We start from the raw sequence: 26678 nt of genomic DNA, 5'->3' as shown, positions 1-26678 counted from the left end.
AGTCTATATTTTTTGATTAAAAGTCCATTTTTATTCTAAATAAATATTGTTTTGAAGTTGGGTATGGTGTGACCTCTACCCCTGTTGATAGACCGTTTGAGCCAAAATTGGAGACTTCAGGATCATAACTATTGTAATCAAAGAAATTAACTAGGTTTAATCCCGTCAATCCCATCTTGATATTGGAAACATAGCCTTTGAAAAGACTTTGAACTACCTTATCAGGAACAGTGTAACTCAGTGCTATTTCTCTTAGTCTCAGGTAAGAAGCATCTTCTACAAAAGGAGCTGCAATACCGTTAATTAAGGAATTTATTCTAAAATCACCATTACTCAATTGTCCACTTGGGTCTAAACTAAAATCATCATAATCATTAGAGGTTTGTCCGAGGTCTGTTAGTAAAGTCGTTAAGTTAATATTGTCTCCGCCCTCTTTCCAATGCCATAAAAAGGAAAGGTCAAAGTTTTTATAACTAAAATTATTAGTAAATGTCATTTGAAAGTCTGGCTCTGCATCACCTAATTTTATAATACTCCCTTCAGCACTATTTCCTACAATTTGTGTAGCGCTTTGGCCTTCCTGAATTCTGAAGGTTCCTAGGCCTGTACCAAAACCACCTAAATCGAAAGGATCTACATCAAGTCTGGTGACTTCAGATCTGTTTCTAAAGAAAATGACATTAGTACTCCATTTGAAATCACCTTCCCGTAATACATCAGCATCCATGGTAAGCTCTAGTCCTTCGTTTCTTAAGCTACCAGCGTTCGAAAATCGATTCGTAAATCCTGAAGAGGGTTCATTTTGAGCTTGAAGAATTAAATCATCAACTTCTTTGATATAATAAGAGGCTTGTAATCGGATGCGATTATCTAAAAGACCAGCGTCAAATCCAAATTCCAATTCTTTTTGGCGCTCAGGATTAATCGTAGCATCCCCCAAAGTCCCTGGGACTCCAATACCAGGAAGACCTCCTATTGAATTCCCTACAAGTGTAGTAAACAAAGCCCCAAATGGTGCGAAATTTCCTGCTTCACCATAAGCAATTCTTGGTTTGAAATCTGTGAGGAAATCGCTTTTCCAAAAATCAAAATTATGAAGATTGACTGCAAGTGATGCTTTTGGATAGTAAAATAGAGTATTTGCATCTCCAAAGTTTGAAGATTTATCTGCTCTCACACCAATAGTTCCTATAAGCTTGTCTTGGTAGTTTACTTCTTCTTGAATAAAGAAGCCTGAGTCATCTTGATCTCTTCGGAATTGATTTACATTTATATTCCCAGCTTGGTCCAAATTTGACTCTGAACCAATGAGGTCTGAAGCCACATTATTAACTGTATTTATAGAAAAACTTTCTCTGGTTATACCACCTTGAGAAGTGAAGGTGATATTGTCATCAGTAAAATAGGTGTGGACTAAAAAGGCAGAATAGTTATTGTTTCTGGTTTTAGTATTTCCTAAAGCACTCACTCCGTTTATGCCTCCGTTAGCTGGATCCATAAATTGGAGCTCTTTCGGAAATAAAGCTGTTGTTTGCAACTGATAATAATCAAGTCCAAATCTAAATTGTGCTTTTAGACTAGAGTTTTGACCTTGGTAAACATCATAATCCAAGGTACTCCCTAAAACAAATCTATTTACATTTTCCCGGCTAGTGATCAAGGCTATAGTTTGAAGGGGATTAGATCCTCCATAAGGGTTGTCGGGATAGACTCCGTTTGCATTTGGGGAAAGTTGTGCCCAAGGTGGAAGGGAGGTAAGAGTAACTCCAATCGTGGACCCAGAATTGTCGTTATTAAAAAATCCTCTATCAGAGCTAGAATCTATATAATTAGCCCCTACAAATAATTTCATTTTATCATCAAAAAAATCGTGAACGACATTCAGCCTTGCAGACTTTCTATTGTAGCCTGTATTTTCTACGATTCCATTTTCTTCTCTGTTGGAGAACGATCCATAAAGAGTCGTGTTGTCGGATCCTCCTGAAACGCTGGCATAAGTATTACTTATAAAGCCTTCTTCTCCAAAAACTTCCTTTTCATAATCAACTAGGCTTCCATTTTGTTGAGCTTGAGCAAATAGGTCTCCTTGACCCTCCCCAAATCCGTTCTCAGCAATATCTCGGGTATAATTCCTTTGGCCTCTAAAGTTTATAATAGAGTTAAATCCTAATTCTTGTTGAACGGAAACTTTAGTATCACCTGCTTTTCCGCGTTTGGTTGTAATGATAATAACACCAGCAGCAGCACGTGCTCCATAAATGGCTCCAGCTGAAGCTCCTTTCAGTACTTCTACCCGCTCAATATCATTAGCCTCCAAGTCTGCTATTCTGTTGGAAGGGTTATCTTGGGAAGATGAACTTCCTCCAGCAGCTGCTCGAGAAACAAAATTAAGTCCTGCTCCAGAAATACTACTGTTGTCGATATAAACACCATCTACTATATAAAGAGGCTGAGAATTTCCAAAGACAGAGGTAATTCCTCTAAGTTTTACAGAAACACCGCCGCCAGGGGCACCAGAATTTCTTGTGACCAAAGCTCCTGCAAATTTACCGGCCAGAGCTGCATCCAAAGTAGGTTGAGAAGCCCTTCCTACCAATTCCTGAGAGGAAATAGAGGAAACCGCATTTGCAGCATTGGATCTTTTTACGGAAGTCGCTAAACCCGTAATGACTACTTCCTCCAAAGTTGCAGCAGATTCAATAAACGAAACTGTAAATGGTGAAGAAGAGGTGACATTTATTTCTTGAGATTCGTACCCTAGATAAGTGAATCTTAAAGTTGTGGGTAACTTTTCTACAGATAAAGAAAATTCACCATTCATGTCACTAGTCGTCCCATTGGAGGTTCCTTTTTCCACAACGTTAACAAATGGTATGATGTTACCCGTGGACTGCTCTACTGTTTTTCCTGTGAGTGTTTCTTGTGCTAATACCAATCCAGGTAAAAAAACAAAAAATATAAGAAAGCCCAGCGATTTTTGTTTAACTTTTTTCATATCAATTATTTAGTTTAATTTTAACTAATCTATGTAATTAATATAACTTTAAGTTAATATTTATTGCCAATGTTATGATATTTAACATTTAACGAGCTACATTTTTAAAAAGTGAATTTATCAGTAGTATTTTAAAAGAATAGATTAAATTGCAGTATAATTCCAAATCTATTTTAAAATCGATTCCTCATCATAAGTATTGATTTATTTCAAAATAAAGACAAAATGATTCGAAATTACTGGAACGAGCAATGGAAGCCCATGGTCTTCGACGAAAAAATTGCCAACACCGAAAAGTATAAAATTTCCAACTACGGAAGGCTTATAAAATGCCAAGCTTTTAGTGAAGTTTTGGTAAATGAGTTTTTTATCAACGGGTACCAAACCATTCCTCTCAAACAAAAAGAAAACGGAAAGTCAACTAGTCGTTATGTTCACAAATTGGTAGCACAACATTTTTTGGAACAAGGTGACGGGATTTATGTCATTCATCTCAATTATGACAAAAAAGACAATAAAGTCGAAAACTTAAAGTGGGCAACCAAAAAGGAGAAAGAAAACCATCAATTTACTAATCCGGAGTATCTTAATAGACCTAAAAAGCGGACTTACTCCAAACTTACCGAAGCTAAGGTAAGACTCATTAAACGCAAGATTCATGACCCTAACCGTCGTACTCGTATGAAAATGATTGCTAAACAGTTTGGGATTTCAGAAATGCAACTCTACCGAATTAAAAGTGGAGAAAATTGGGGGACGGTGACCGATTACTAATTTTAGTTGAAATCAAATTCAACCCAAATAGGGATGTGATCTGAAATCATTCTAGCAGATTTTAAGTCTGTGAATGTTTCATAAAACAAATCGACGCCGGTTTTTAGAATCTTAAAAGCTTTAGAGTCTATAAATATATTATCATATTCTGAAGCCAGACAAATTCCAGCTTTACATTTCATTTTCAAACTGGTTTTTTGATTAACTAGTGCAGAAATAAAGCCTTTAGATTTTAAAGGATTAAATACACTATGGCTTTCGGGTAAATTAAAATCTCCTAAGAATATAAAGTTCTCATCGGGATAAAGCTCTGGGTAAAGCTTTAAATATTTTAATTCTTGCTCTGGTTGTTTAGATTTTGGAACAGCGTGAATATTCACAAGCGTGAAATCTTGATTTTCAAATTTGAATCTTATAAAATAGGGTTCCCGCTCAAACTCCTCGATACAATCTAGGTCTAACCACGCTTTTCTGTCAACTTTCAATCGGCTAGTTTTCCATAGAAATGCATATCGCTCCGAGCTGTAAGTTCCACCTTGAGTGGGTTTGCTTACCACATAATCCCAACGTGAGCCTTTTCTATTGAGCTCATCGGCTAGTTTGGCCACCGCCTGCGCACCGCCATTTCCAGCGACTACTTCTTGAATGGCAACAGCATCAAAATCGCGCAAGGTTTCTGCCATAAACTCAATTTCAATTTTGGATTTAGAATTTCCTAAATGTCGGATGTTCCAAGAGCTAATCTTAACTTGAGCAAGGCTTATTGTGGATACAAATAGTAAACTTAAAAAAACAACTAAGGATTTGTTTAAAGCCATAGGGTGGAAGATTAAAATCCGTTCAAAAATAGAGACTTTGTGTTTAGATGCAATTGAATTGAGTTCTAAAAAAGTTTTAAATTATTATCTATAAATTGCGGAATTAAGCGAAATGATTACCTATATTTTAAAAAAACGTAAACCAACCTATGAGTGCTGAACTAGAAATAAATAAGCCAGAACCAATAGCGATTAGTAAAGAACAGAAATCGTTTCATCGTGAAAGTAATGTCGAGTCTACGATCGAGGACTTGATACAAGGTGAATCCATACTTATCACTGAGTTTTATAATGATGGCATATCCCTTCTTAAGGAATTGCACAATTATCTGAAACGTAAACTACCTAACAAATCCTTCAAAGAGCAGCATGAGTATCGCGCAGAATACTTTAGACTTTCGAATCTCATTTTATTGGAAATTATCGATCAAAAAATAGTAGCAAAGCGATCTCCTAGTATTGGATGGTTAGAAAAATTTTATTCAGATAACAATCATTTCTTTTTAACCTTTCCACAAGTACAGGGCCTGAATAGTGCATGGCAATGGTATAAAAACGGGGTCTCCATACCTGTACTGCGGAATAAAATACATCCTTATTACGGAACCTACTTTCCAACACGATTCGAGCATTTGGTTCTTTTTGATAATTGGTTGAAACGCTACAAAGGGCCAAAAAAAACAGCGATAGATGTTGGAGTAGGGAGTGGAGTTCTCTCTTTGCAAATGGTTCAACACGGTTTTCAAAAAGTCTATGCAACAGATACAAATCCTAATGCTATTATTGGATTAAAGGAGTTTATGGGAACCACAAAGCTATCTCGAAAGATCGAATTGGATTTTGGGGATCTTTTTGGGAAATGGGAAAAGCAAAGTGAATTGATTGTATTTAACCCACCTTGGTTGCCAGGAACTGATACTTTGGGACGTATGGACAGCGCCATTTATTATAATGAAACCTTATTTCCAGATTTTTTTATTGCTGCCAAAAAAAGACTGTTGCCAGACGGGAAGCTCGTGCTTATTTTCTCAAATTTAGCAGAAATAACAAATGTAACTACTGTTCATCCTATAGAGAAAGAATTAGCTGAAGGAAACAGATTTCAACTGGAAAAGTGTTATAAAAAATCTGTAGGAGCGGCCTCTCAAAAGACTAAAAGAAATCCGCATTGGCGATCCTCAGAAGAAGTAGAGCTTTGGGTGCTTTTACCAACTTATACCAAATTAGATTTATAATTACGCAATAAATCGTTTTACCGAAATGAATTCGGCACAGGCTTTTTCCGCCTGCTTTTTTCAAAAATAATTACCGTAGCTAAGGCTATGCTAGTTATTTTTTGATTTCAATCAATCAAAAATCTGTGCTGAGCTACGTCGTAGTATAATTCAATTTATTCATACGGCATTATAAATATAATATAACTACTTGTTTTTAACTTTTATCGGACATTAACAATCCATAATGGCTAGTTTGTAATTTAAAAAAGACCTCGGAATACCGAGGTCTTTTTGGTTAGGACAATATGCAAATTTAAATAGATTAAAATTTAAGGGTAACGCCTGCTAAAAAATTAATACCTGCTTGGGGGTAATAACCTGCACCTTCAAAACTCTCTGTTTGACCAGCATCATTTTGAAAATTACCAAAGAAGAAATAACCATTGGATTCGTATTCAACATTAAAAATATTATTGACTAAGCCTGTAAACACGACCGACTTAAATAAGGGAGCATTTTTCCACTCGTAAACAATGTTCAAATCGTTAGTAAAAAACCCATCTAGGAGGGAGACTTCACTATCGATATTACCCATATACTGTTCTCCAACATATTTAGAAATCAAGCTAATTTGAAAAACTTCATTAGGGTGAAATATCAACTGATTAGCTCCTATAATTTCTGGAGAATAGGAAATATTAGTTTCACCAAGGTTTTGAACTTCACCACCTAAATTCGCTCTGAAATCAATGTTTTTATTTCGGCTTAGAGTCAAATTAGGTCTAAGAGAAAATAATCTCGACACTTTTATATCAGCATCAATTTCTAAGCCTAACCGGTAACTTTCCCCACTAGTCTCCCTTACGGGCGCACCCACATCATCCAAAGCACCAGTCAAAACCATTTGGTCTTGGTAATACATATAGTATAAATTAGTATTAATCGAAGACTTTCCTAAATCGAGTCTCCAGCCCAATTCAAAATCGTCGAGGATCTCTGGATTTGTGATACCGTTTTCAAAATCACTTCTCCTGGGTTCTCTTTGTGCTTTACCATAAGAGGCATAGAGTTGTTGATCTTCATTAACTTGAAAGGTAGCTCCCGCTTTAGGGTTGAAAAAATTAAAGTTTTGATCCACCAAAAGATTAACCTTATCCGATGTCAAACCTCTGGTCTTATAGTTTACAAACCTTCCTTGTAGATCGCCAAAAAAACTCAATTGATCATTCAGCCTCCAAGTGGCCTTTGTAAAGGCTGTAAATTCTTGCTTGGTTCCAGTTCCAAAATAATAGTCGTCTCGGATTTCTGAATTCCCAGCAAACCTAGACCAAATCACTTCTCCAAAATGATCATTGGTATAATGGCTATAAAATAATCCAGACGTAAAATCAAGTTGGTTATCTGTATAATTTATCGTGGCGTTTACCACATAATAATCGTTATCCAGCCAACGTCTGCGAATCAAATCTGAATTTTCTATGGTTTCCCCACCTATTTGCAGTGGCTCAATCTCATGAAAAGCTAAATCTGCATTTTCTTTGTACTGTTCAAAATAACCACGACCATAGGTATAGTTTAAACCAAGGTTACTCGTCCAATTTTTATTTATTTTTTGATTCCAGTGCAATTGATAATGGTCTTGCTTATAATTATCAACTTCATTATCGTAAAACTGCCTATTTCCATCTTCATCAGTATACATTCCTGAAGGATTGAAAGTTCTATCGGTTTCCAAGGTTTCCTTGTCTATACCATACCAAGCTTGGTAAGTAATATTATTACCTCCAAAGGCAAGAGCCTTGATATAGGTCCCTCCATCTTGGAAAGTCCCCTGCAAGAAATAAGACTTTAGATCAGAGGAAGCTCTATCTACATAACCATCCGATTTAATTTGAGATAAACGGCCAGAGAATGTAAACTTGTCTTCCAAAAGTCCCGTTCCAAATTCAACAGTGTGTCTTCTGGTATTAAACGATCCAATAGAATTGCTAATCTCTGCACTTGCTTCGTCATTTTTAGCTTCCGTGAGGATATTAACACTAGCCCCAAAAGCTCCAGAACCATTGGTAGAGGTTCCTACCCCTCTTTGCAACTGAAGGTTTTCTGTAGAGGAAGCAAAATCAGGTAAGTTGACCCAAAAGGCACCTTGACTTTCCTGATCGTTAAAAGGAATTCCGTTTAGGGTCACGTTTACCCTAGACGCGTCACTTCCCCTCACTCTTATAGACGTATAGCCTATACCATTACCTGCATCGGTAGTAGAAACCACAGAAGGAAGCACATTCAGTAAAACGGGGATGTCTTGTCCAAGATTTCGGCTCTCAATATCTTTTTTGGTAAAATTAGAGTGAGTGATAGGCGAGTCCGCCTCTACTCTAAAGGCTTTTACTAAAACCTCATCAAGAGATTCTTCGGCTTTGGCCATATCCATATCCAAGGTTTGGTTAGACATCAACAGTAGCTTAACCTCTTGGCGATTCCCATGTGCAAATACTATGGTGTAGTTGCCTTTTTCTAAATTTAGTTGATAATTACCATTCTCATCGGTAACAGCGCCGTAGTTGGTATATTTAGCATACACACTTACATCTTTAAGCGGTTTGCCGTTTTCAGTGACTTGTCCTTCTACAACGTAGTTTTGTGAGAAGGATTGCCAACCCCAAAGGATTGAGCATAGTAGAAATAATTTGGTTTTCATTCGTAAAATGATTCACGAATAAAAGGGGCAGTTATTCAAAATTAAACATTAAAAAACCTGATGACCACTCTGGCATCAGGAGAACTAAACAATGTATGACAATTATAGTTGTCATTTTCCCTTGGCAACATTACTTGCCCAGGTTCATTGGGTATGATCTCAGTCTTGCTATTGCAAAACACCCCTTTGAGATAAGGTGCAAACTTATAGAAATGATTTCGAATTGACTTCAAAAAATAATCCTTATTTTAAGGATTCAATTTCTAACTTAATATTTCAAATTAGCGCTGGTAAAGACTAGATTTTAAGAGTCATTGGTTAGTTTCTAAATACAAAATAATGTGTTTTAGTCACTTAAAAATGGGGTATAAAACAATAACCTGCAATAATTTTAAATAGTTTCCGCATTTTTGAGAGTAAGTTTCCTATTTTTTTGTGACTGTATTTGCTTTAATATTTTTAATGTTAAGTCAGTTAAAAGTCCGAATACGTAGAAAAATTTAGACAGATCTTAAAAAAATAATTCAATTTATGTATACGATATTATAGGTCTAATTTGGTATTATACCAAATTAGACCTATAATGACGCAATAAATCGTTTTACCGATACGAATTCGGCACAGGCTTTTTTCGCCTGCTTTTCATCAAAAATAATTACCGTAGCTAAGGCTATGCTAGTTATTTTTGATTTCAATCAATCAATCAATCAAAAAATAATTCAATTTATTCATAAGGCATTATAAATATAATTTGGTATTACAAAAGATTCAATAAAATGATCCAAATATAATTACTCGTGAAAAAATGGTAATCAGAGTTTTGTATGAAAACATCAACGCAAGCCAAAATTCAGCTTAAATTATAGCTCTGGCTTTTGGCGATTGACTTTCTTTTCCGAATGTTTTTTCTTTTTCTGAAGGCGTTTAAGTTTGGCAGATCGCGAAGGCTTTGTTTTAATGCGTTTTTTTTTCTTCTGAAGAGCTTTCTTTACTAAATCCTCAAAATTTAAAATTGCTATTTTCTTATTTTGATGTTGGCTTCGGGTTTTAGAAACGTTGAATTTAAGGAGCCCTTCAGAATTGATTTTAGAAGCAAGGCGTTGTTGCAACTGTTCTTTTTGTGATGCTGAAAAGACTCCAGACTTCTGAAGATCCCAAATCAAAATCACCTTTGTTTCTGTCTTGTTGACATGTTGACCTCCAGGCCCACCACTTAAAGCAAATTGAAATTCTAATTCTCTAAGCAACGCTTCTTTGTTAAACATTTTTTTCGGGTTGGTGCCCAGGTTTAAGCAAATCTAAAACTGTTTTTACAGGATTAAATATATGAGTAGGAACTTCTACAAATACAGTATTCCAAAAAGCCATACCACCATTCCATAAACCTGGTAATTCCAGTCCTTTTATGGACTTGCCGCCCACAAATTTATTTGCAACAAAGCCTTTATTTGTATCGACGAAATCTTCCAAATTAAAGGGTTTACCTCTATAATTTTTCAAACTACAAACAATATCCACAGGGTTAAAATGGGTAGAGGCTTCCATTTTTTCTTTTTGGTCAGGTTGAGATAAATCTATTTGCGATTTTTCTACAATTTGGAGAGAAACACTGTTATCTTCATTTTTTATCCAAAACGGCCCACCTCCTGGTGCTCCTTCGTTTATTACCATTCCACACACACGTATAGGTCTGTTGAGGTAATAAAAAACGTCTTCTTTCGTTTGGAGGTCAATATGGATGTTCAACTGATCTCTTAAGAAAGCTTTTGCTTCTTTCACTATAGTTTCATCACAGGCTTCTTTTTCTAAGGCTCTCAAATAACTAAAAGTTTTGTCCTGAAGCTGAATGAGTTTCCCGGCAAGAATAGATTTATATTTATGTGTGGGTTTGCTTTTTTCGTCTGTAGAGTCTTGATGAGCAACATTATCTATATTTTTGATAAACACGAGATCTCCTTCCAATGCATTCAAATTCTGGATTAAAGCTCCATGCCCCGCAGGTCTAAATAAAATATGACCCTGATCATCTCTGTAAAGATCCCCGTTAGTGTCTAAACAAACAGTATCTGTAGAAGGATGTTGGAAAGAAAACTCTACGTTGAAGTTCACTCCCGTTGCGTCTTCTATTTTGGGCTTGACCTCCTTGAGTTTTCTTTGAAATTTATCCAAATGATCTTTAGAAATGGTAAAGTGCACTTTTGCTTCTTTATCTTTCACAACATACCTAGCCGCTTCAAAGAGATGCTCCTGAAAAGCGGTTAGCTTTTCTTCAGCATATTTATGAAATGGAATAAGACCTTTTGGAAAGTCTCCCATCTGAAAACCTTCAGGAGCCAGCATTTGTTTTGTTAGCTTCAAAGCTTTATCCCCTTGGGATAGGGTATCAAAATCAACACCTTTTTCACTTAAGGCAAATTTTAAATCATCATAAAATGGAAGGTTTTCCATAGTGCCGAAGAAACCAAACAAATCTTTATAATGGTCTTGGTGAAGAAAAGTTTCAAAGTCCATCTGTGATGCCGGATATTCCTCCATAAACTGATGTAGCGATCTGAACATCCTTGATGCTGCTCCACTAGCAGGCACAAATTTGATAGCCTCTACCTCAGAATTTTGATAAATATCGATCAAAGTCTCTTCTTCTTCAGGGGAAAAAGTGATGATCCCATCATTAAGAGTTGCAGGTTTTACGACTTCTAAGCTGGGGAATCCTTTTTTTAAATAGTCTATATCTTTTTCTATCTTATCTATAGAGAGTTCATGGTTTTCGATGTGAAAAATGTCTCTAGGATGAATCTTCATAATTAATGTTTAAAGCGTTTTAATAATAGATGCGGCTTGGTATAAACGTTGCTTCAAATCTCCTTTTAAAATAGTATAAGGTAGATTTCTTTGAATCAACTCTTGTTCAAATATAGTAAACATGGACTTTCTCTGGTTAGGTTTATCGCGTAAATCATCCTCTACCCAAGGAGTGTCTATATAAGTTAAGAAGTAATGAGCATAATGACACTCTTCTGCACATTGCTCTAAAATCTTATCTTGAAAGTTTTTGTAGTAAGCTTTGGCATAGACTAAAGTTTGCAAAACATTGGTATCACAGAACACGTATTGCTTTGCATTTTGAGATTTAAAATTTTCAGATTCTAGTTGCCCTTCAGCAATAGGGATGAGGTCTTCGGGTTTACAAATCTCTGCAGAAGCATTGTATTTGTCTTGTAAATAATCCCTTGCAAATTCTGGAACCCACTCCGTATTATACTTAAGAGCTAGAGCTCTAGCAAGCGACGTTTTGCCTGTAGATTCTGGTCCATAAAGGACTATTTTAATAAGCTCGTCTTCGGCTTGTCTAAGTTTTTTCTCCATGCTATAAATCCATAAACGGCAATAATAGTAAAAAGTATATATTGAAAGGACGTAAAAGTAAGACCTTTGTAATAATATAATGGAATTGAGATAAGATCTCCTATGATCCAATAGATCCAATTCTCTAATCTTTTTTTGGCCATTAACCACATTCCAACAAAAAATATTCCTGTGGTGATCACATCCACGTAGGTTACCCAACCGTCCCATTTATCGAATACTTCATAAACGATACAGACGAAAACTGCAGTTGCTAAAAATATAAAAATAGATTGCTGGTTTTCTCGTCGTGTTGCCTCTTTAATAGGAATGTAATGAGAATCATCTACCTTTTGAGTCCACCTATGCCAGCCATAAATACTCATGAGGAAGTAGTAGGCGTTTATCATCATATCACCGAGTAAATTATACTCATAAAGGATGTACACAAAGATGAGTGTACTTACAATACCGGTGGGGAATACGAGAATATTATCTTTTTTTGAAAACAAAACACTTAGAAGCCCAAAAATAATAGCGATAATTTCAAGGACCAAAAAGTGTGTTGGCGTGTCTTGATATTCTAAAAATAACCAATCTAAAAACAGATCCACATTCAAATTTTAAACTATGAAATCACAAACTTAAGGTTATTATTAAAATAAGTATGAAAAGCCATACATTCAATTTAAATCAGAAATGAGGCGTGTAGTCACTTCTATCAGACTTTACTAGTTTCATATATAACAAGCCTCGATCCATGGCTTCAAAAGCGGTCTTCACCTCTTTCTGAAGAACGTCCATCACTTTATCATACTCTCCATAGACTTGAGTACTCAGCGGATTCTCGATCACAGTTAAGTCTGAAGCTCGCAACGCTTTTATTAAGTTTATAATGACAGGTTCAAAATCATCTTGGATGGGCGTAAGGGTTAATTCTACAGATATTTTCATAGCTCCTATTTGATGCGCAAGTTTACTACTATTTAAAATAAAAAAGGTCAACAGCGATGTTGACCTCTAAAATACGTTCTCAGATTTTAGGTTAATCTGCCAGAATGCTTCTGGAAATTACGATTTTTTGTATTTCTGAAGTGCCTTCATAAATCTGTGTGATTTTGGCATCTCTCATCATGCGTTCAACGTGGTATTCTCTTACATACCCATCTCCTCCGTAGATTTGAACGGCTTCTATAGTCACATCCATGGCCACTTGTGAAGACTAAAGTTTTCCATAGAGCCAAAAAGAGCCTAGTTTTCTAGATTCTTTGGAGAGTTTACTTAATTTTTGATAAGTTTTTTCACGATTTTCTTGCCTTGAACAGAAGATAGCTCTACAAAATAAATTCCTTTCGACAGCACTGAGATGTTATATGATGGCTGTGGTTTAATATCATCAAACTCCAACACAACTTGCCCTAACTGATTATACATTTTAATTTGCTTTATATCTACATCACTTTCAATAGAAAACTCATTTTGAGATGGATTAGGGTAAAGTATTACTGTTCCAAAACCATCCACATCTTGAATTGACAAAGTTTCTGAATAGTAAACGGCCTGATCATTATTGGTATTGGTAATGGTAAGTTTTTTAAGAGCTGAGGACTCTTCGGTGATATTGTATTCAAAAATTTGAGTTTCGTTCCCAGATTCTAGCCAATAGAATTCATCTATATAATACACATAAAAATTTGAGTTTTCCTCTTGATTGCATTCTGGAAAAGATGGCGAAGCATCACTATTTGAAAATGATGAGTTATTGTTGTTAAAATCTATTGATCCTAAAAAGGCAAAGCATTCCGACGGTGCTGGGTATGTATTGATAAAATCGGTATCAAAATCAAGAATGACCTGGTTGATTTCATCATTACTGGGAGTTAAGTATTCAACTTCATCAATCACTACTTTTTCGAGATACCAAGTATTGTCTAGAAGTTCTTGTGTCTGAGCTTGACTTTGAAATGAGTAAATTATCAAACAAACTATAATAAGAGTGATGGTTTTCATAGGAGTTAGCTTTTGATTAGATTTTTAGATTCTATAATATTACCATCGGAAACTAAAGTAACAACATAATTGCCTGAAGTATAAATTGATAAATCGATACTTATTTCAGATAAATTGGATTGTAAAATATAATTATTGGATCCGCCATTATTTAAATCTGTTACGATAAGGTAAGAAGATGAATTGCTAGCTAAATAATAATTGTCCAAATCATTTTGATAAGCACTTTCTTGAAATCTTAAGTTTAAAGAGCCGTCAACATTTAAGGATTTGCTTTGGGAGGATAAAGCATCAAGCATTTTTTCTGAGATATAATACTCCCGCGAAAAAAGAATTAGCACTAACTAAGAAAACTAGAGTTAATAATAAATATTTTTTTTGAGGGGGAGTATAGATTTTTCACAATAATTTTTAATGAAGTTAACTAAAAGCTAAATAGTATTAAAATATTTAACATTTAATTTGTTTATTTGATAATTAGAAGATTGTTTCTTTAATGCAATTGCTAAACTTTAAAGAATCTCGATAAAGAAGGTCGGGAAATTAAAACATAAGAAGTCTAGCTAAAATGGTGTTATACCAAATTAAACCTATATTTATTAAGCAATATGAAATTAATTACATCTTAAAAGTATCCGTCTAGCGATTGGGTTGAATTATTGAATTCAGTAATAAAATTTCAATTGCAAAGCCAACATTAAAGCATAAAAAAAGAGCTGTTTACCATACAAGTAAAACAGCTCTTTACTATTATAGAACCAACTCCCTAATCTGCCAGAATACTTCTGGAGATCACTATTTTTTGTATTTCTGAAGTGCCTTCATAAATCTGTGTGATTTTGGCATCTCTCATCATACGTTCCACGTGGTATTCTCTTACATACCCATTTCCTCCGTGGACTTGAACGGCTTCTATAGTCACATCCATGGCCACTTGCGAAGCGTAAAGTTTTGCCATAGCGCCAGAAAGATCGTAGTTAAGACCATTGTCCTTATCCCAAGCTGCTTTCATCACCATATGGCGAGCTGCTTCAATACTCGTATGCATATCTGCAAGTTTGAAAGCGATAGCCTGATGGTTCATGATTTCAGTTCCAAATGCTTTTCTTATTTTAGAATAGCTTTTAGCTAGTTCATAAGCTCCAGCAGCAATACCAAGAGCTTGAGCTGCAATACCAATTCTTCCACCGGCTAGGGTTTTCATAGCGAATTTGAAACCAAATCCATCTTCTCCTATTCTGTTTTCTTTAGGCACTTTCACATCGTTGAAAGTCAAAGAGTGCGTATCGCTTCCACGAATACCCATTTTCCGCTCTTTAGGTCCAACAACAAATCCTTCCATGTTTTTCTCCATGATGAAAGCATTGATACCTCTGTGTTTTTTGTCTTTATCGGTATGAGCAATCACAAGGTACACACTTGCAGAGTTACCATTGGTGATCCAGTTTTTAGTCCCGTTGATCACATAGTGGTCCCCCATATCGATAGCTGTAGTTTTTTGAGACGTTGCATCACTGCCTGCTTCTGGCTCACTTAAACAAAATGCACCAATTTTCTCGCCAGTAGTCAACTTAGAAAGGTATTTTTTCTTTTGTTCTTCTGAACCATATGTATCTAAACCCCAACATACCAAAGAATTATTCACCGAAACGACAACCGATGCAGAAGCATCTATTTTGGAAAGTTCTTCCATCGCTAAGACATAAGAAACGGTATCCATTCCCCCTCCACCATAATCTGGTGAAGCCATCATTCCCATAAATCCAAGCTCACCAAGTTTTTTAATTTGCTCCTTTGGAAATTCTTCATTTTCATCACGTTCTATAACTCCAGGCTTCAATTCATTATTAGCAAAATCTCGCGCTGCCTGACGAATCATCTCATGCTCTTCTGTTAATTTAAAATCCATACAGTAACTGTTTCAGTTTTATTAAAGTTCTGTTACAAATATAGGATTTAACCGCATATTTTTCAATACAACCAATCAAAATTTAAGATTTGTGTAAAATATGTAAACCTTGAGTCTATTTTCAAGTTTATCATTTAAACTCTATTTCTTTGTTTACTTTATTCTAATTTCGATCTCAAATTTATTGGTATGAAGAGCTATTCTGTTATCGGAGTAATGTCCGGCACCTCACTCGACGGTGTGGATCTTGCACATTGTCAATTCTCTTTTGAAAACAATACGTGGACTTTTGAAATTAAGGCGGCTATTACTTATCCTTATTCTTCAGTTTGGGGGGAAAAGTTGCAAACGGCCCACCAGCACTCTATGGAAAGTCTGAAATCGTTGGATAAAGATTACACCATCCTACTTGCAGATTACATCAGTCGATTCTTAAGAGAACATGAGTTACCTCCCATCGATTTTATAGCTTCTCACGGACATACTGTTTTACATCAACCTGAACGCGGGCTCACCTATCAAATTGGTAATCTACCAGAATTAGCTAAGCTAACGGGTCATAAAGTTATTTGCGATTTTAGAGTTGAAGATGTGGCTTTAGGAGGTCAAGGAGCCCCATTAGTCCCTCTAGGCGATCGACTGTTATTCGGAGATTACGAGGCCTGCATCAACTTAGGAGGCTTTGCAAATATTTCTTTTGAAAGCAACGACAAGCGCATTGCTTACGACATCTGCCCTGTGAATAAAGTCTTGAATCCCTATGCTATTACCTTAGGGGTGGAATTTGACGAAGGAGGTGAAATCGCCAAGGCTTCAACTCCAAATAAAAACCTTCTTTTAAAGCTGGATTCACTCAAGTATTATTCTGAGACAGCCCCGAAATCTTTAGGCATCGAATGGTTGGAAGCTTATTTTTTTCCGCTTTTAGAATCATCGGGATTATCTTCAGAAGAAATTATTGCCACCTGTACACATCACTTCGCCAAAAAGATTGCAAACTCCTTACGCAATAGCTCCCGAGTACTTTTTACAGGCGGTGGTGCTTTAAATTCCTATGTATTAGAACTCATTGCCTCGCAAACTCAAGCTCAGATAATTCTCCCAGACGCTAAAGTTCTTCATTATAAAGAAGCTCTCATTTTTGCTTTATTGGGAGTCTTAAGAGACCGTGAGGAAACCAATGTGTTAGCCTCCGTAACGGGCTCTTCGAAAGACCATTCTGCTGGATTTATCTATGTGCCTTAATATAGAATTAGGAATTTTTGAACCTTTTTCTAAACAGAGCTTTTACGAATCTCTATATTTGTTCCCAAAGAATTATAATTTGAACTGTTTCCTATGAAAGAATTACTGACTAAATATGAAGATAAAGCTCCAGAAATTGTCTTCCACTGGAGAGATTCAGAAACTGAAGCTGAAGGCTGGACGGTTATCAACTCGTTAAGAGGGGGCGCCGCTGGTGGAGGGACACGGATGCGTGAAGGCTTAAATGAAAATGAAGTCTTATCTCTGGCTAAAACTATGGAAATAAAATTTACGGTTTCAGGCCCAGACATTGGTGGAGCCAAATCGGGAATTAATTTTGATCCCAAAGATCCCAGAAAACAGGGAGTTTTAGAACGCTGGTACAAAGCAGTTTCACCATTATTAAAGAGCTATTACGGCACAGGGGGTGACTTGAATGTTGATGAAATTCATGAAGTGATTCCAATCACGGAGAGCTGTGGCGTTTGGCATCCACAGGAAGGTGTTTTTAATGGACATTTTCACCCTACCGAAGCCGATAAGATTAATAGGATTGGGCAATTACGCCATGGGGTCATTAAGGTGATCGAAAACACCGCTTATAGCCCAGATGTATCTCGTAAATACACCATCGCAGATATGTGTACAGGTTTTGGAGTTGCAGAGTCAGTGAAGCATTATTACGATATTTATGGAGGGGATGTCAAAGGGAAAACAGCCATTATCCAAGGCTTTGGGAATGTAGGTTCGGCAGCTGCTTTCTATCTGTCCAAAATGGGAGCTAAAATCATTGGGATTCTAGATAGAGATGGAGGCCTTATCAACAAAGATGGATATAGCTATGAGGAGATCAAAGAGTTGTTTCTAGCTAAAGAAGGAAATACATTACAGAGCAAAGATCTTATTCCTTTTGAAGAGGCTAACAAAGCTTTTTGGTCGCTTGGCGCCGATATTTTCGCCCCTTGTGCTGCCTCGCGATTGGTCCAGAAAGACCAAATCGATAGTTTGGTAGAGCATGGCTTGGAAGTTATTTCATGTGGAGCAAATGTGCCGTTCGCCGATAAAGAAATCTTCTTTGGCCCTATTATGGAATATGCCGACCAGAAAGCGAGTGTTATTCCAGATTTTATCGCCAATTGTGGAATGGCTCGTGTCTTTGCTTACTTTATGGAACGCAAAGTGTTAATGACCGACGAAGCTCTTTTTGATGATATCTCTATCACACTTAAAAATGCTATTCAACGCACTTTTGAACAAAGTAATGATAAAAAATACATCAGCAGTCATGCTTTTGAAATTGCCTTAAAACAATTGCTTTAAGCTTATAAATTGTTTTTGAGTGATAAAATTTATTGTTTATTTTAGCGTTATCTATATCATTAACACCCTATAGCCCATGCTTATAACATTTGCTCAACAAACCCCTGATGTTGCAGAGGAACTTGTAGAAGAGAAAACCTTATCCATCATCGATTTAATCTTTAGTGGAGGTCCTGGAGGAACTATTATTATATTGATTTTGGCGGTTCTTCTGTTTTTTGCTATTTATATTTATTTTGAACGCATTTTCGCCATCAACGCAGCGTCGAAGACCGATAAGAATTTCATGAATCAAATAAAAGATAGCGTGACTTCTGGTAATATTGAATCCGCCAAAATACGTTGTGCCCAAGAAAATTCTCCAGTTGCTAGACTTACTGAAAAAGGCATTTCTAGAATAGGATCTCCGTTGGAAGACATCAACACAGCAATTGAAAATGCAGGCCGACTAGAAGTTTATAAGTTAGAGAAAAACGTAAGTGTACTTGCAACAATTGCAGGAGCAGCGCCAATGATTGGTTTTTTAGGAACCGTGATTGGGATGGTTTTAGCGTTTCATGAATTGGCGACCAGCAGCGGACAAGCGCAGATGGGTTCTCTTGCCGAGGGTATCTATACCGCAATGACAACGACTGTCGCGGGTCTTATTGTAGGTATTATTGCTTATATCGCCTATAATCACGTGGTGGTAAGAACGGATAAGGTCATTCACCAAATGGAAGCTACTGCAGTCGATTTCTTAGATTTATTGAACGAACCTAGTTAATTATGAATTTACGAGGTAGAAATAAAGTGAGTGCCACCTTTAGTATGTCGTCTATGACGGACATTGTTTTTTTGCTGCTCATTTTTTTTATGTTAACATCACCGGTCATTACTCCAGAAGCCCTAGACTTGATTTTACCTAAGGCCAAAGGTAAAACTACGTCTCAACAAAATGTGGCCGTAAGCATCACCAAAGAGTTGGATTTCTACATCAATGATGAGAAAATAAATTCCAACAGAATAGAGAGTGCCCTAAAATTAAAATTAAATGGCATTGAAGAGCCTACGATTATTTTGAGAGCTGAAGAAGGAGTTCCAATAGAAAAAGCGGTCCTCATTATGGACATCGCCAACAGAAACCGTTTTAAAATAGTTTTGGCGGTTAAACCCAATTAAGCTGTGAGCATATTCAAAACGAAACACGAGAAAAAATCATTCCTTATTACGACAGGACTCTATCTCCTGTTTATTTTATTGATGTTTTTCTTTGGTTTACACTATCTCGATCCACCAGAGGAACGTGGGATCGCAGTGAATTTTGGAACTACAGATTTTGGTTCAGGAGAAGTTCAGCCGACTGAACCTATCAAGACTTCTCCACAAAAAACGGCTACTCCACCTCCTCAAGAGGTTGAAGAGCTGAGCACTACAGAAGACATTAAAGAAGAAGTCGTCACTCAAGAAACTGAAGAAGCCCCCGTCATTGAGAAAAGTGAAAAGGTGGTGAAGGAGACTGAAGAGCAACCAGAAAAACCCAAAGAAAAAGTACAGCAGAAGGTTGAGAAGACTCAACCTGAACCTACTCCAGAACCTGAGCCCGAGCCTGTTCCTGAACAGAAGCCAGAGAAATCTGTTACAGATGCCATGGAAAGCCTTATGAATGGCCCTAAAAACGATGGTAAGGCTGAAGGTGGTGAAGGAGATGACAACCAAACTGGGGACAAGGGTGATCCTGATGGAGACCCTAATGCCAACAATTATTATGGCACAGGAAAAGGTCTCGACGGAGATGGCTATTACCGCCTTGGAGGTCGCAAGGCCCTAAGCAAGCAAAAGTTTGTACAGAAATGCGACGAATCTGGTGAGGTGGTCGTAAGAATTGAAGTGAACCGAAATGGTGATGTTGTAAAAGCAACAGCTGGTGTAAAAGGAACTACCAATAGCACTTCTTGCCTTTTGGATCCTGCAAAGCGAGCAGCTTTAGCTACCAAATTTAACGGTGATACCAAAGCACCTACTACCCAAATTGGTTTTATTACTTACGTCTTTAAATTATCTGAATAGATATGGATTACTCAGGAACGCTAACATGGATGTTTGAGAAACTTCCGATGTATCAGCGATTAGGAAAAACAGCCTTCAAAAAAGATTTAACAAACACCCTAGAGTTATCAAAAGAACTGGGTTTTCCAGAACAGCATTTTAAAAGTATCCACGTAGGGGGCACTAATGGAAAGGGTTCTGTGAGCCACATGCTTGCCTCTATTTTACAAACTTCTGGCTATAAAGTAGGTTTATACACCTCTCCACATCTTAAAGATTTTCGGGAACGCATCAAGATTAATGGTCAGGAGATCCCTGAGCAAGAGGTTATCGATTTTATTCGCCATCATAAGATATTTCTTGAAACTCAGCAGCTCTCCTTTTTCGAAATGACGGTAGGTATGGCTTTCGACTATTTTGCAAAACAACAGGTAGACATCGCTATTATTGAAGTGGGGCTTGGAGGTCGACTGGATTCTACCAACATTATCACTCCTCTGCTCTCTGTTATCACTAATATAGGACTAGACCATATGGCTTTTTTGGGTGATACTTTAGAAAAAATCGCCGGTGAAAAAGCAGGTATTATCAAGCAAAATATTCCTGTTGTCATTGGTGAAACAGAGCCAGAGACCAAGCCTGTTTTTCTAAACAAAGCCAAAGCAGAAACTGCTCTTATACATTTTGCAAAAGACCTAAAGACGGCACTTCCTGACTGTGATCTAAAAGGAAGCTACCAGAAAAACAATATCAGAACTGCTTTGCAAGCCATAGCGGTCTTAAATCAGATTGAGGGATGGGCTATTAAAAAAGTAGAAATTGAAAACGGTTTGGCAAACGTCAAATCGAACACGCGTTTCCGTGGGCGATGGGAAACCCTAGGTCAGCAACCAAAAATTATTGCCGACACAGGACATAACGAAGAAGGACTGCGTTTGGTCATAAAACAGCTTTTACAGGAATCTTACGAACACCTCCACATCGTCTTAGGCGTTGTAAACGACAAGGATCTGGATAAGATATTGCCCTTATTTCCAAAAGAAGCTCTCTATTACTTTTGTAAGCCTGATGTTCCTAGGGGGATGGAGGCTGAGTATTTACAGAAAAAAGCTCAGGATTTCTTTTTGAATGGCGACGTGTTTACGAGTGTGGGAGACGCTTTTAAAACCGCTAAGCAATCTGCTAAAGCTAGTGATGTCATTTTCGTTGGAGGAAGTACATTCACCGTTGCAGAAATTTTATAAAAAGTGAAATTTTTGTTTGTGAAATCAAAATAAGGTTTATATTTGCAATCCCAATTTAGGGCGATTAGCTCAGCTGGTTCAGAGCACCTCGTTTACACCGAGGGGGTCGGGGGTTCGAACCCCTCATCGCCCACTAACCCTAGCTTAATGTTAGGGTTTTTTATTTTTTAACCGGGTCATTAACTCAGTTGGTTCAGAGTGTTACCTTGACAGGGTAAAAGTCACTGGTTCGAATCCAGTATGACCCACATCAAGCAGAAATCCAATGTGAAAGCATTGGATTTTTTATTTGGCATAACCCCAAGCTTGCTTGAGGGGTTATGCCAAATAAAAAAGACATAAAGAGGCGATAGCAGATTTTGGATGTCTATTTGCAGGAGCGGGCTTCTACTCTGGATCAACGTTAGTTAATCCATTTTAAACTTATTTAAGAATTTACTGAAACTAAAAAAAGACAGAAAGATGCGGTAGTATTTTTTGGATGTCTATTTGCAGGAGTGGGCTTCTACTCTGTATCAACGCTGGTTAATCCGTTTTAAACTTATTTAAGAATTTACTGAAACTAAAAAAGACAGAAAGATGCGATAGCATTTTTTGGATGTCTATTTACAGGAGCGGGTTTCAATTCTAGGTCAGTAAAAAAGATCAACGTTAAGCAAAAAAATATAAGCGAGACTAATTTTTTACTAAAAGCAGACCTGCTGAATCATAGAAGTCCAATCTCTGTTTAGATTTTATATCTAATGGCGTCATCTCAAAGCCCTTTTATTTAAAAACACATCGATTTTCAAGATGAAAAGGTACTCAAAGAGAAGTGGCATGCTTATAAAGCACATTTCCCTGATTTCGATTTTCGAGAGAACATAAGATCTGCTAAAGAAGAGTAATATCAAGAAGGTTTCCCAAGGGGTTTGTTCTTCAAAATTCTTAAATATAAACTCATTTCTATTAAGGGTTATAGCTTAAATGCAGAGCTTGAAAAACTTTAAAGACAGAAAGGGATGGCACAGGTGTGCAAGATATTGAAGATAAAGCAGATATTAAGAAGGCTATGCTTCATTATTGTTGCAAAAGCGAACATTTTTTTTGAAATGGAGAAGTCAAAGTCACCATTTTATTATGAGTCTTATTCTAACTTCAGCCTTTGATGTTTTTTATGCTTGGATAAAAAGAGGTGTTAATTAACAGCCAATTAATTTTAAAATACGTTAAATTAACAAAATATTTATATCTTTATTTAAATATAAACTTCAAAAAAAGCATTTATTTTTCAAAAAAGAAAGCAAAAGAGGATCAAACTACTTTAATAATCAAATTTTTGGGTAGTTATGGTTCGATATAAAATAGCCTTAACAATTAATCATCCCACTCACAATTTTAAAATTGTATTACAACCGACTTATGAAAATTTCAGTTATTATATTAATGGTATTAGTATGCATAACAACAAGTGCTCAAAACGTCAATTTAGAAAAAGCTACTACTTATTATAAGGAGGCTGTAGCGTTTGAATCTAAGAATATAGACAGCTCTTTAATTTATACGGAGAAAGCCTATAGAGTTCTAACACCAAAAGACACCTTAAACCAAACCTTTTCTGAGATATTAAACCAATATGGTAGAATATATTTCTTTAAAAAGGACTATAAGAAAGCTTATGCTTATTTTAAACGCTGTTACAATGTATCCATAGCAACTAACCAAGAAGAAGATGCTTATAAAGTAAAGATAAATATGGCTGTTTGCCAGCGACAGCTTAACAATACTAAAATTGCCTTAGAAGATTTGTTTGATGTAGCTAACTATTATGAGAAAAATGACGACACCAGTATTAATTTAGGAAAAACGTATGTAAACATAGCCGATTTATATATGCTTAATAAACAGCACGAGTTTGCAGAAGACTATTATAAAAAATCGACCTTATTCTTTGAATCTAATGCCGTCCTTTTTGCGCAATTACAAGGTAATCGCATTGCGAATTTTAATGCGTTTGACATTGATAAGTCATTAGAAATCATTACTTTGATAGAAGATATCGTGCAGCTTGATAGTTTGCCAGTATCGGTAAGTGCACCCATTTACAATAGTATTGCGCAAACCATGGTGCGCACAGAAAATTATGACAAAGGGATTTTTTATACCCTAAAAGGATTAAACCTCAAGAAAAAAAGTGGGCTTACTAAAGCCATCGCGGTACAATATAATAACATGGGCGATATTTATATTAAAACCGAAAATTACCCGAAAGCAATCAGCTACTTAGACTCTGCATTACAAACTGCGGTAACACACAGGCAAAAATTTCAGATTCTTAAAAACCTTCAAAAAGCCAATAAGGAAAATAATAATCTAGAGCAATCTTTAAAATATGCAAACCAGTATATTTTACTAAAAGACAGTCTTAATGAAGTATTAACTCAAAAGGAAATTGCAGAATTAGGTATTAAGTATAAAACCAAAGAGCAAAACAAGTTTATAAATAAACTGCAAAACCTCTCTATCATTTACAAATTGATCATTTTTATAGTATTACTGCTCGCTGCATTTATTGTTTATAGATTGTTTACTAAAAACAGCCTTATAAAAATAGAAGTTCAAACACTTCAAGATGAGTTGGCTCAATTTAAAGAAGCACAACAAAAATCCAGTTCAGAGGTATTTAGCGAACTTATTCACCTTAAAAGTAAAGCAGTTATCGATAGCAAGCACATTCTGTATGTAAAGTCTGATGGGCATTATGTAGAGTATTATTTAGATTCTAAAACCAAGCCCGAGGTAGACCGTAACAAACTAAGCGAGGTTTTAAAACAACTACCGCCATCATCTTTTGTTAGAATACACAATTCATATATCGTAAACATACAACGCGTAAAAATCATCAACTCAACAAAGGTGATGTTGGATAACGGCTCCTGGATCAATCTATCCAGAATCTACAAACAGCAGCTTAAAGATATATTGCACAAAGAAGATTAAGTAAAGAATCACTTTTTTAAATACTACCATTTTCGAGTAACAAAGCGATAGCCTAATTTGTTTTTAAAAGAACGAATTAGGCTATTTATATAAAAAATATGTGTCGGCCGTGATACCTTTCACGTCATTCACGACAAAAATTTTGTGTAATGCATTTATTTCCATTGTTTTACCTCAATAATTATAACTCTTAAAAATTTTTATCATGAAGCACTCTCTTAAATTTGTATTCTTTCTTTTAACGCTTACTATCAGTCTTTTTACTGTTTCTTGAAGTAGTGAAGATGATTCCAGTGAGGTGAATAAACATCTTGTAGGGAACCATATTAGCGCAACAGGACTGTTTTCAAATCGGTCTAGTACTTGAGATTTTGGAACGTCTAGTGACTATCCAGGATTAACCATAAATGGAGAAGTTTTTAGACCTCAATAGAGTGCCATCGATATTCTTCTATCACTCACCATAACCCTGATTCTTTAATAAATAGTAATACTAACATTAAACTATAAATTATGAAACTTAAAAAACTACCTTATTTACTGCTATTTATTATGTCAATTTTTCTTTTCTCTTGTGAAAGTGAGGAAGATGACTCTGGCATAATTGATAGTAATGATAATAACACTTCAACCAGTTGGGCAGACAACTATTGGAAAAAAAGTGGAGAGGAGGTTTACATAGACCTAACTTCTGAAACTCCAAAATTTTGCAGTAATGGAAATCCTGTTCCAGGAACCTATTCAAGCTTAAGATGGGAAAATACTGACATTGCTTTTTTTACTTTGTTTAATGCCGGCGATGAAGTAGAATTTAGGATCCAAAAAAATGGAAATAGTTTAATTTTAGCTCCATGGGATGCAGCAGCTCAACAGACTCATAATCCATCTACGTACAGCCTTTCTAATGAATTTCCTTGTGATGGAGGTGGCGGATCCACAACCGATAATGGTGAAATAGCATTTTATACCAGAAAAGATAATGGTTGTAGCTCAATTAGTATTACCGTTGGAAGTATAACCCAATACTTGCAATATTACTATCCAGATGGGATCAGCGACTGTACCCAAGGGGAAGTGTTTAGCTTACCTGCTGGAAATCATAGTTTTACTGCTCAATGCAACTCAACCACTTGGAGTGGGAATTTCCAAATAACATCTGGCGGTTGCCTAATGTTTGACCTACAATAAAAAAAGCAAATTATTCAATGAGTTATTTATGAAGCCTGTGCTCTACTTAAAAGTCATTACTTTTTTCTTACAAAGACGCTATTGACCTAGATAACAACTTTGATTTTTTTTAATACTCTAATAAATCTATCATGAAAACCAAAATACAATGTTTATTTCCTTTACTTATTGTAGTATTCATAGGTATCAATTCTACTGGTTACGCACAATGCCCTGAAGAACAAGCAAAAGTTTCTAAATATAGAAAATTAGCGGATGGTGCAGAATCTTGGGACGTAGCAACACCAGCTTCTCTTTGCAGCAAGTATTTTAAACTCGTGTGTGATGCAAAACAAGATTCTTATAGTGTTGGTGGTCAAACTCTAAGAAGGGGACAACAGGAAGCGCTGCTTATTGAGGATGAAATTAGAGAAGTCGTAGATAAATATAACGAGACTTCAAACAAGTTATGTGGAGAATTAAAGCTCGTAACAGCCATATATAAGGACAGTATTGGAGTAAAACAAGAAGATGTAGTAGGCTATTGGGTCGCCAAAGATTACAATGAGTATTATGACCAAACCAGCTACCCAGTTTTTGCCTTTTTTAATGGGGGCAATTTCAAAACAAGCCAAACTTCAAGTTTTAAACAAAAATCTTCTTGGAAAAAAACTGCTTCCAATCAATACCAAATTACTATTTCTGATTTTAGCGAATCTGACAAGACTTGGAGTGCACCTAGAACAAATACTTTCGTGATAAATACCCGAACAAATACAGCAACCTATTCATTTACCAACTATAAAGGAGAAGAGATATCATCTACTTGGTACTACAAAGGGAAAACATACAGTCACTACAAAAAGAACGAAAATGAAATTCTATCCACTGCATCAGTAACTGCGAAATAATATTTTTAAAAAATTTAC

22 protein-coding genes, 2 tRNA genes and 1 pseudogene are annotated in these 26678 nt (G+C 36.1%); 13 read left to right on the top strand and 12 right to left on the bottom strand.

The features are described from left to right. Positions 1-16: 16 nt before the first annotated feature. Positions 17-2995, bottom strand: coding sequence for a SusC/RagA family TonB-linked outer membrane protein (locus P700755_RS05905; protein WP_015023819.1), 2979 nt, complete (start codon positions 2993-2995; stop codon positions 17-19). 225 nt (positions 2996-3220) lie between these two features. Here P700755_RS05905 and P700755_RS05900 point away from each other — a divergent pair, with 225 nt between their 5' ends. Beyond that, positions 3221-3769, top strand: a complete 549-nt coding sequence (locus P700755_RS05900; protein WP_015023818.1) for an HNH endonuclease — start codon at positions 3221-3223, stop codon at positions 3767-3769. A gap of 2 nt (positions 3770-3771) precedes the next feature. Here P700755_RS05900 and P700755_RS05895 read toward each other — a convergent pair whose 3' ends face one another. Further along, entirely contained in the window at positions 3772-4587 is an 816-nt protein-coding gene (locus tag P700755_RS05895) for an endonuclease/exonuclease/phosphatase family protein (RefSeq protein WP_015023817.1), read from the bottom strand. 149 nt (positions 4588-4736) lie between these two features. Between P700755_RS05895 and P700755_RS05890 the strand changes: the two genes are divergently transcribed. After that, entirely contained in the window at positions 4737-5822 is a 1086-nt protein-coding gene (locus P700755_RS05890; protein ID WP_015023816.1) for a methyltransferase, read from the top strand. A gap of 304 nt (positions 5823-6126) precedes the next feature. Here P700755_RS05890 and P700755_RS05885 read toward each other — a convergent pair whose 3' ends face one another. The 10 genes and pseudogenes from P700755_RS05885 to P700755_RS05845 all read right to left on the bottom strand — a co-directional run bounded on the left by P700755_RS05885 (position 6127) and on the right by P700755_RS05845 (position 15766). Next, on the bottom strand, positions 6127-8502 hold the full coding sequence (locus P700755_RS05885; RefSeq protein ID WP_015023815.1) for a TonB-dependent receptor: 2376 nt from the start codon (positions 8500-8502) through the stop codon (positions 6127-6129). 860 nt (positions 8503-9362) lie between these two features. Next, positions 9363-9767 (bottom strand): alternative ribosome rescue aminoacyl-tRNA hydrolase ArfB, encoded by a 405-nt coding sequence (gene arfB / locus P700755_RS05880; RefSeq protein ID WP_015023814.1) that lies wholly within the window; start codon positions 9765-9767, stop codon positions 9363-9365. Further along, a complete protein-coding gene (locus tag P700755_RS05875; RefSeq protein ID WP_015023813.1) occupies positions 9760-11304 on the bottom strand; it encodes a DUF4301 family protein in 1545 nt (514 codons plus the stop codon). The genes arfB and P700755_RS05875 overlap by 8 nt, the downstream gene beginning before the upstream one ends. A gap of 9 nt (positions 11305-11313) precedes the next feature. Further along, on the bottom strand, positions 11314-11868 hold the full coding sequence (locus P700755_RS05870; protein WP_015023812.1) for an AAA family ATPase: 555 nt from the start codon (positions 11866-11868) through the stop codon (positions 11314-11316). Next, positions 11823-12461, bottom strand: a complete 639-nt coding sequence (pnuC, locus tag P700755_RS05865) for a nicotinamide riboside transporter PnuC (protein ID WP_015023811.1) — start codon at positions 12459-12461, stop codon at positions 11823-11825. The genes P700755_RS05870 and pnuC overlap by 46 nt, the downstream gene beginning before the upstream one ends. A 79-nt stretch (positions 12462-12540) precedes the next feature. Beyond that, positions 12541-12801, bottom strand: a complete 261-nt coding sequence (locus P700755_RS05860; RefSeq protein WP_015023810.1) for a thiamine-binding protein — start codon at positions 12799-12801, stop codon at positions 12541-12543. A 91-nt stretch (positions 12802-12892) separates the two neighbouring features. Beyond that, positions 12893-13069 (bottom strand): annotated as a pseudogene (locus tag P700755_RS19125) (acyl-CoA dehydrogenase family protein); the annotation flags it as partial. A gap of 59 nt (positions 13070-13128) precedes the next feature. Beyond that, the gene (locus P700755_RS05855; protein WP_015023809.1) at positions 13129-13857 is read right to left on the bottom strand and encodes a T9SS type A sorting domain-containing protein; all 729 of its coding nucleotides are present in this window, start codon (positions 13855-13857) and stop codon (positions 13129-13131) included. A gap of 5 nt (positions 13858-13862) precedes the next feature. Then, entirely contained in the window at positions 13863-14156 is a 294-nt protein-coding gene (locus P700755_RS05850) for a hypothetical protein (protein WP_015023808.1), read from the bottom strand. 467 nt (positions 14157-14623) lie between these two features. Then, entirely contained in the window at positions 14624-15766 is a 1143-nt protein-coding gene (locus P700755_RS05845) for an acyl-CoA dehydrogenase family protein (protein WP_015023807.1), read from the bottom strand. Positions 15767-15955: 189 nt separating this feature from the next. Between P700755_RS05845 and P700755_RS05840 the strand changes: the two genes are divergently transcribed. The 11 genes from P700755_RS05840 (at position 15956) to P700755_RS05790 (ending at position 26660) form a co-directional block, all read left to right on the top strand. Beyond that, on the top strand, positions 15956-17011 hold the full coding sequence (locus P700755_RS05840) for an anhydro-N-acetylmuramic acid kinase (RefSeq protein WP_015023806.1): 1056 nt from the start codon (positions 15956-15958) through the stop codon (positions 17009-17011). A gap of 93 nt (positions 17012-17104) precedes the next feature. Continuing rightward, positions 17105-18331 (top strand): Glu/Leu/Phe/Val dehydrogenase dimerization domain-containing protein, encoded by a 1227-nt coding sequence (locus P700755_RS05835; RefSeq protein WP_015023805.1) that lies wholly within the window; start codon positions 17105-17107, stop codon positions 18329-18331. Positions 18332-18407: 76 nt separating this feature from the next. Further along, the gene (locus P700755_RS05830; RefSeq protein ID WP_015023804.1) at positions 18408-19097 is read left to right on the top strand and encodes a MotA/TolQ/ExbB proton channel family protein; all 690 of its coding nucleotides are present in this window, start codon (positions 18408-18410) and stop codon (positions 19095-19097) included. A gap of 2 nt (positions 19098-19099) precedes the next feature. Continuing rightward, positions 19100-19492 (top strand): ExbD/TolR family protein, encoded by a 393-nt coding sequence (locus P700755_RS05825; RefSeq protein ID WP_015023803.1) that lies wholly within the window; start codon positions 19100-19102, stop codon positions 19490-19492. Between the two features lie 3 nt (positions 19493-19495). Further along, positions 19496-20380, top strand: a complete 885-nt coding sequence (locus tag P700755_RS05820; RefSeq protein ID WP_015023802.1) for a hypothetical protein — start codon at positions 19496-19498, stop codon at positions 20378-20380. A 2-nt stretch (positions 20381-20382) separates the two neighbouring features. Continuing rightward, a complete protein-coding gene (locus P700755_RS05815) occupies positions 20383-21603 on the top strand; it encodes a bifunctional folylpolyglutamate synthase/dihydrofolate synthase (protein WP_015023801.1) in 1221 nt (406 codons plus the stop codon). A gap of 58 nt (positions 21604-21661) precedes the next feature. Continuing rightward, positions 21662-21736: transfer RNA gene (locus P700755_RS05810), tRNA-Val, on the top strand. A 40-nt stretch (positions 21737-21776) separates the two neighbouring features. Further along, positions 21777-21851 (top strand) — tRNA-Val (locus P700755_RS05805). Positions 21852-23004: 1153 nt separating this feature from the next. After that, positions 23005-24582: a LytTR family transcriptional regulator DNA-binding domain-containing protein gene (locus tag P700755_RS18660; protein WP_015023800.1), complete on the top strand. Its 1578-nt coding sequence runs from the start codon at positions 23005-23007 to the stop codon at positions 24580-24582. A gap of 513 nt (positions 24583-25095) precedes the next feature. Further along, the gene (locus P700755_RS05795; protein WP_015023799.1) at positions 25096-25770 is read left to right on the top strand and encodes a hypothetical protein; all 675 of its coding nucleotides are present in this window, start codon (positions 25096-25098) and stop codon (positions 25768-25770) included. A gap of 131 nt (positions 25771-25901) precedes the next feature. Next, a complete protein-coding gene (locus P700755_RS05790) occupies positions 25902-26660 on the top strand; it encodes a hypothetical protein (RefSeq protein ID WP_015023798.1) in 759 nt (252 codons plus the stop codon). Positions 26661-26678 lie beyond the last annotated feature (18 nt).

Origin of the sequence: Psychroflexus torquis ATCC 700755 (assembly GCF_000153485.2) — a bacterium.
Taxonomy (GTDB): Bacteria; Bacteroidota; Bacteroidia; order Flavobacteriales; family Flavobacteriaceae; genus Psychroflexus; species Psychroflexus torquis.
The sequence above is the reverse complement of the archived record's forward strand: the minus strand, read 5'-3'. Positions and strand labels throughout refer to the sequence as shown.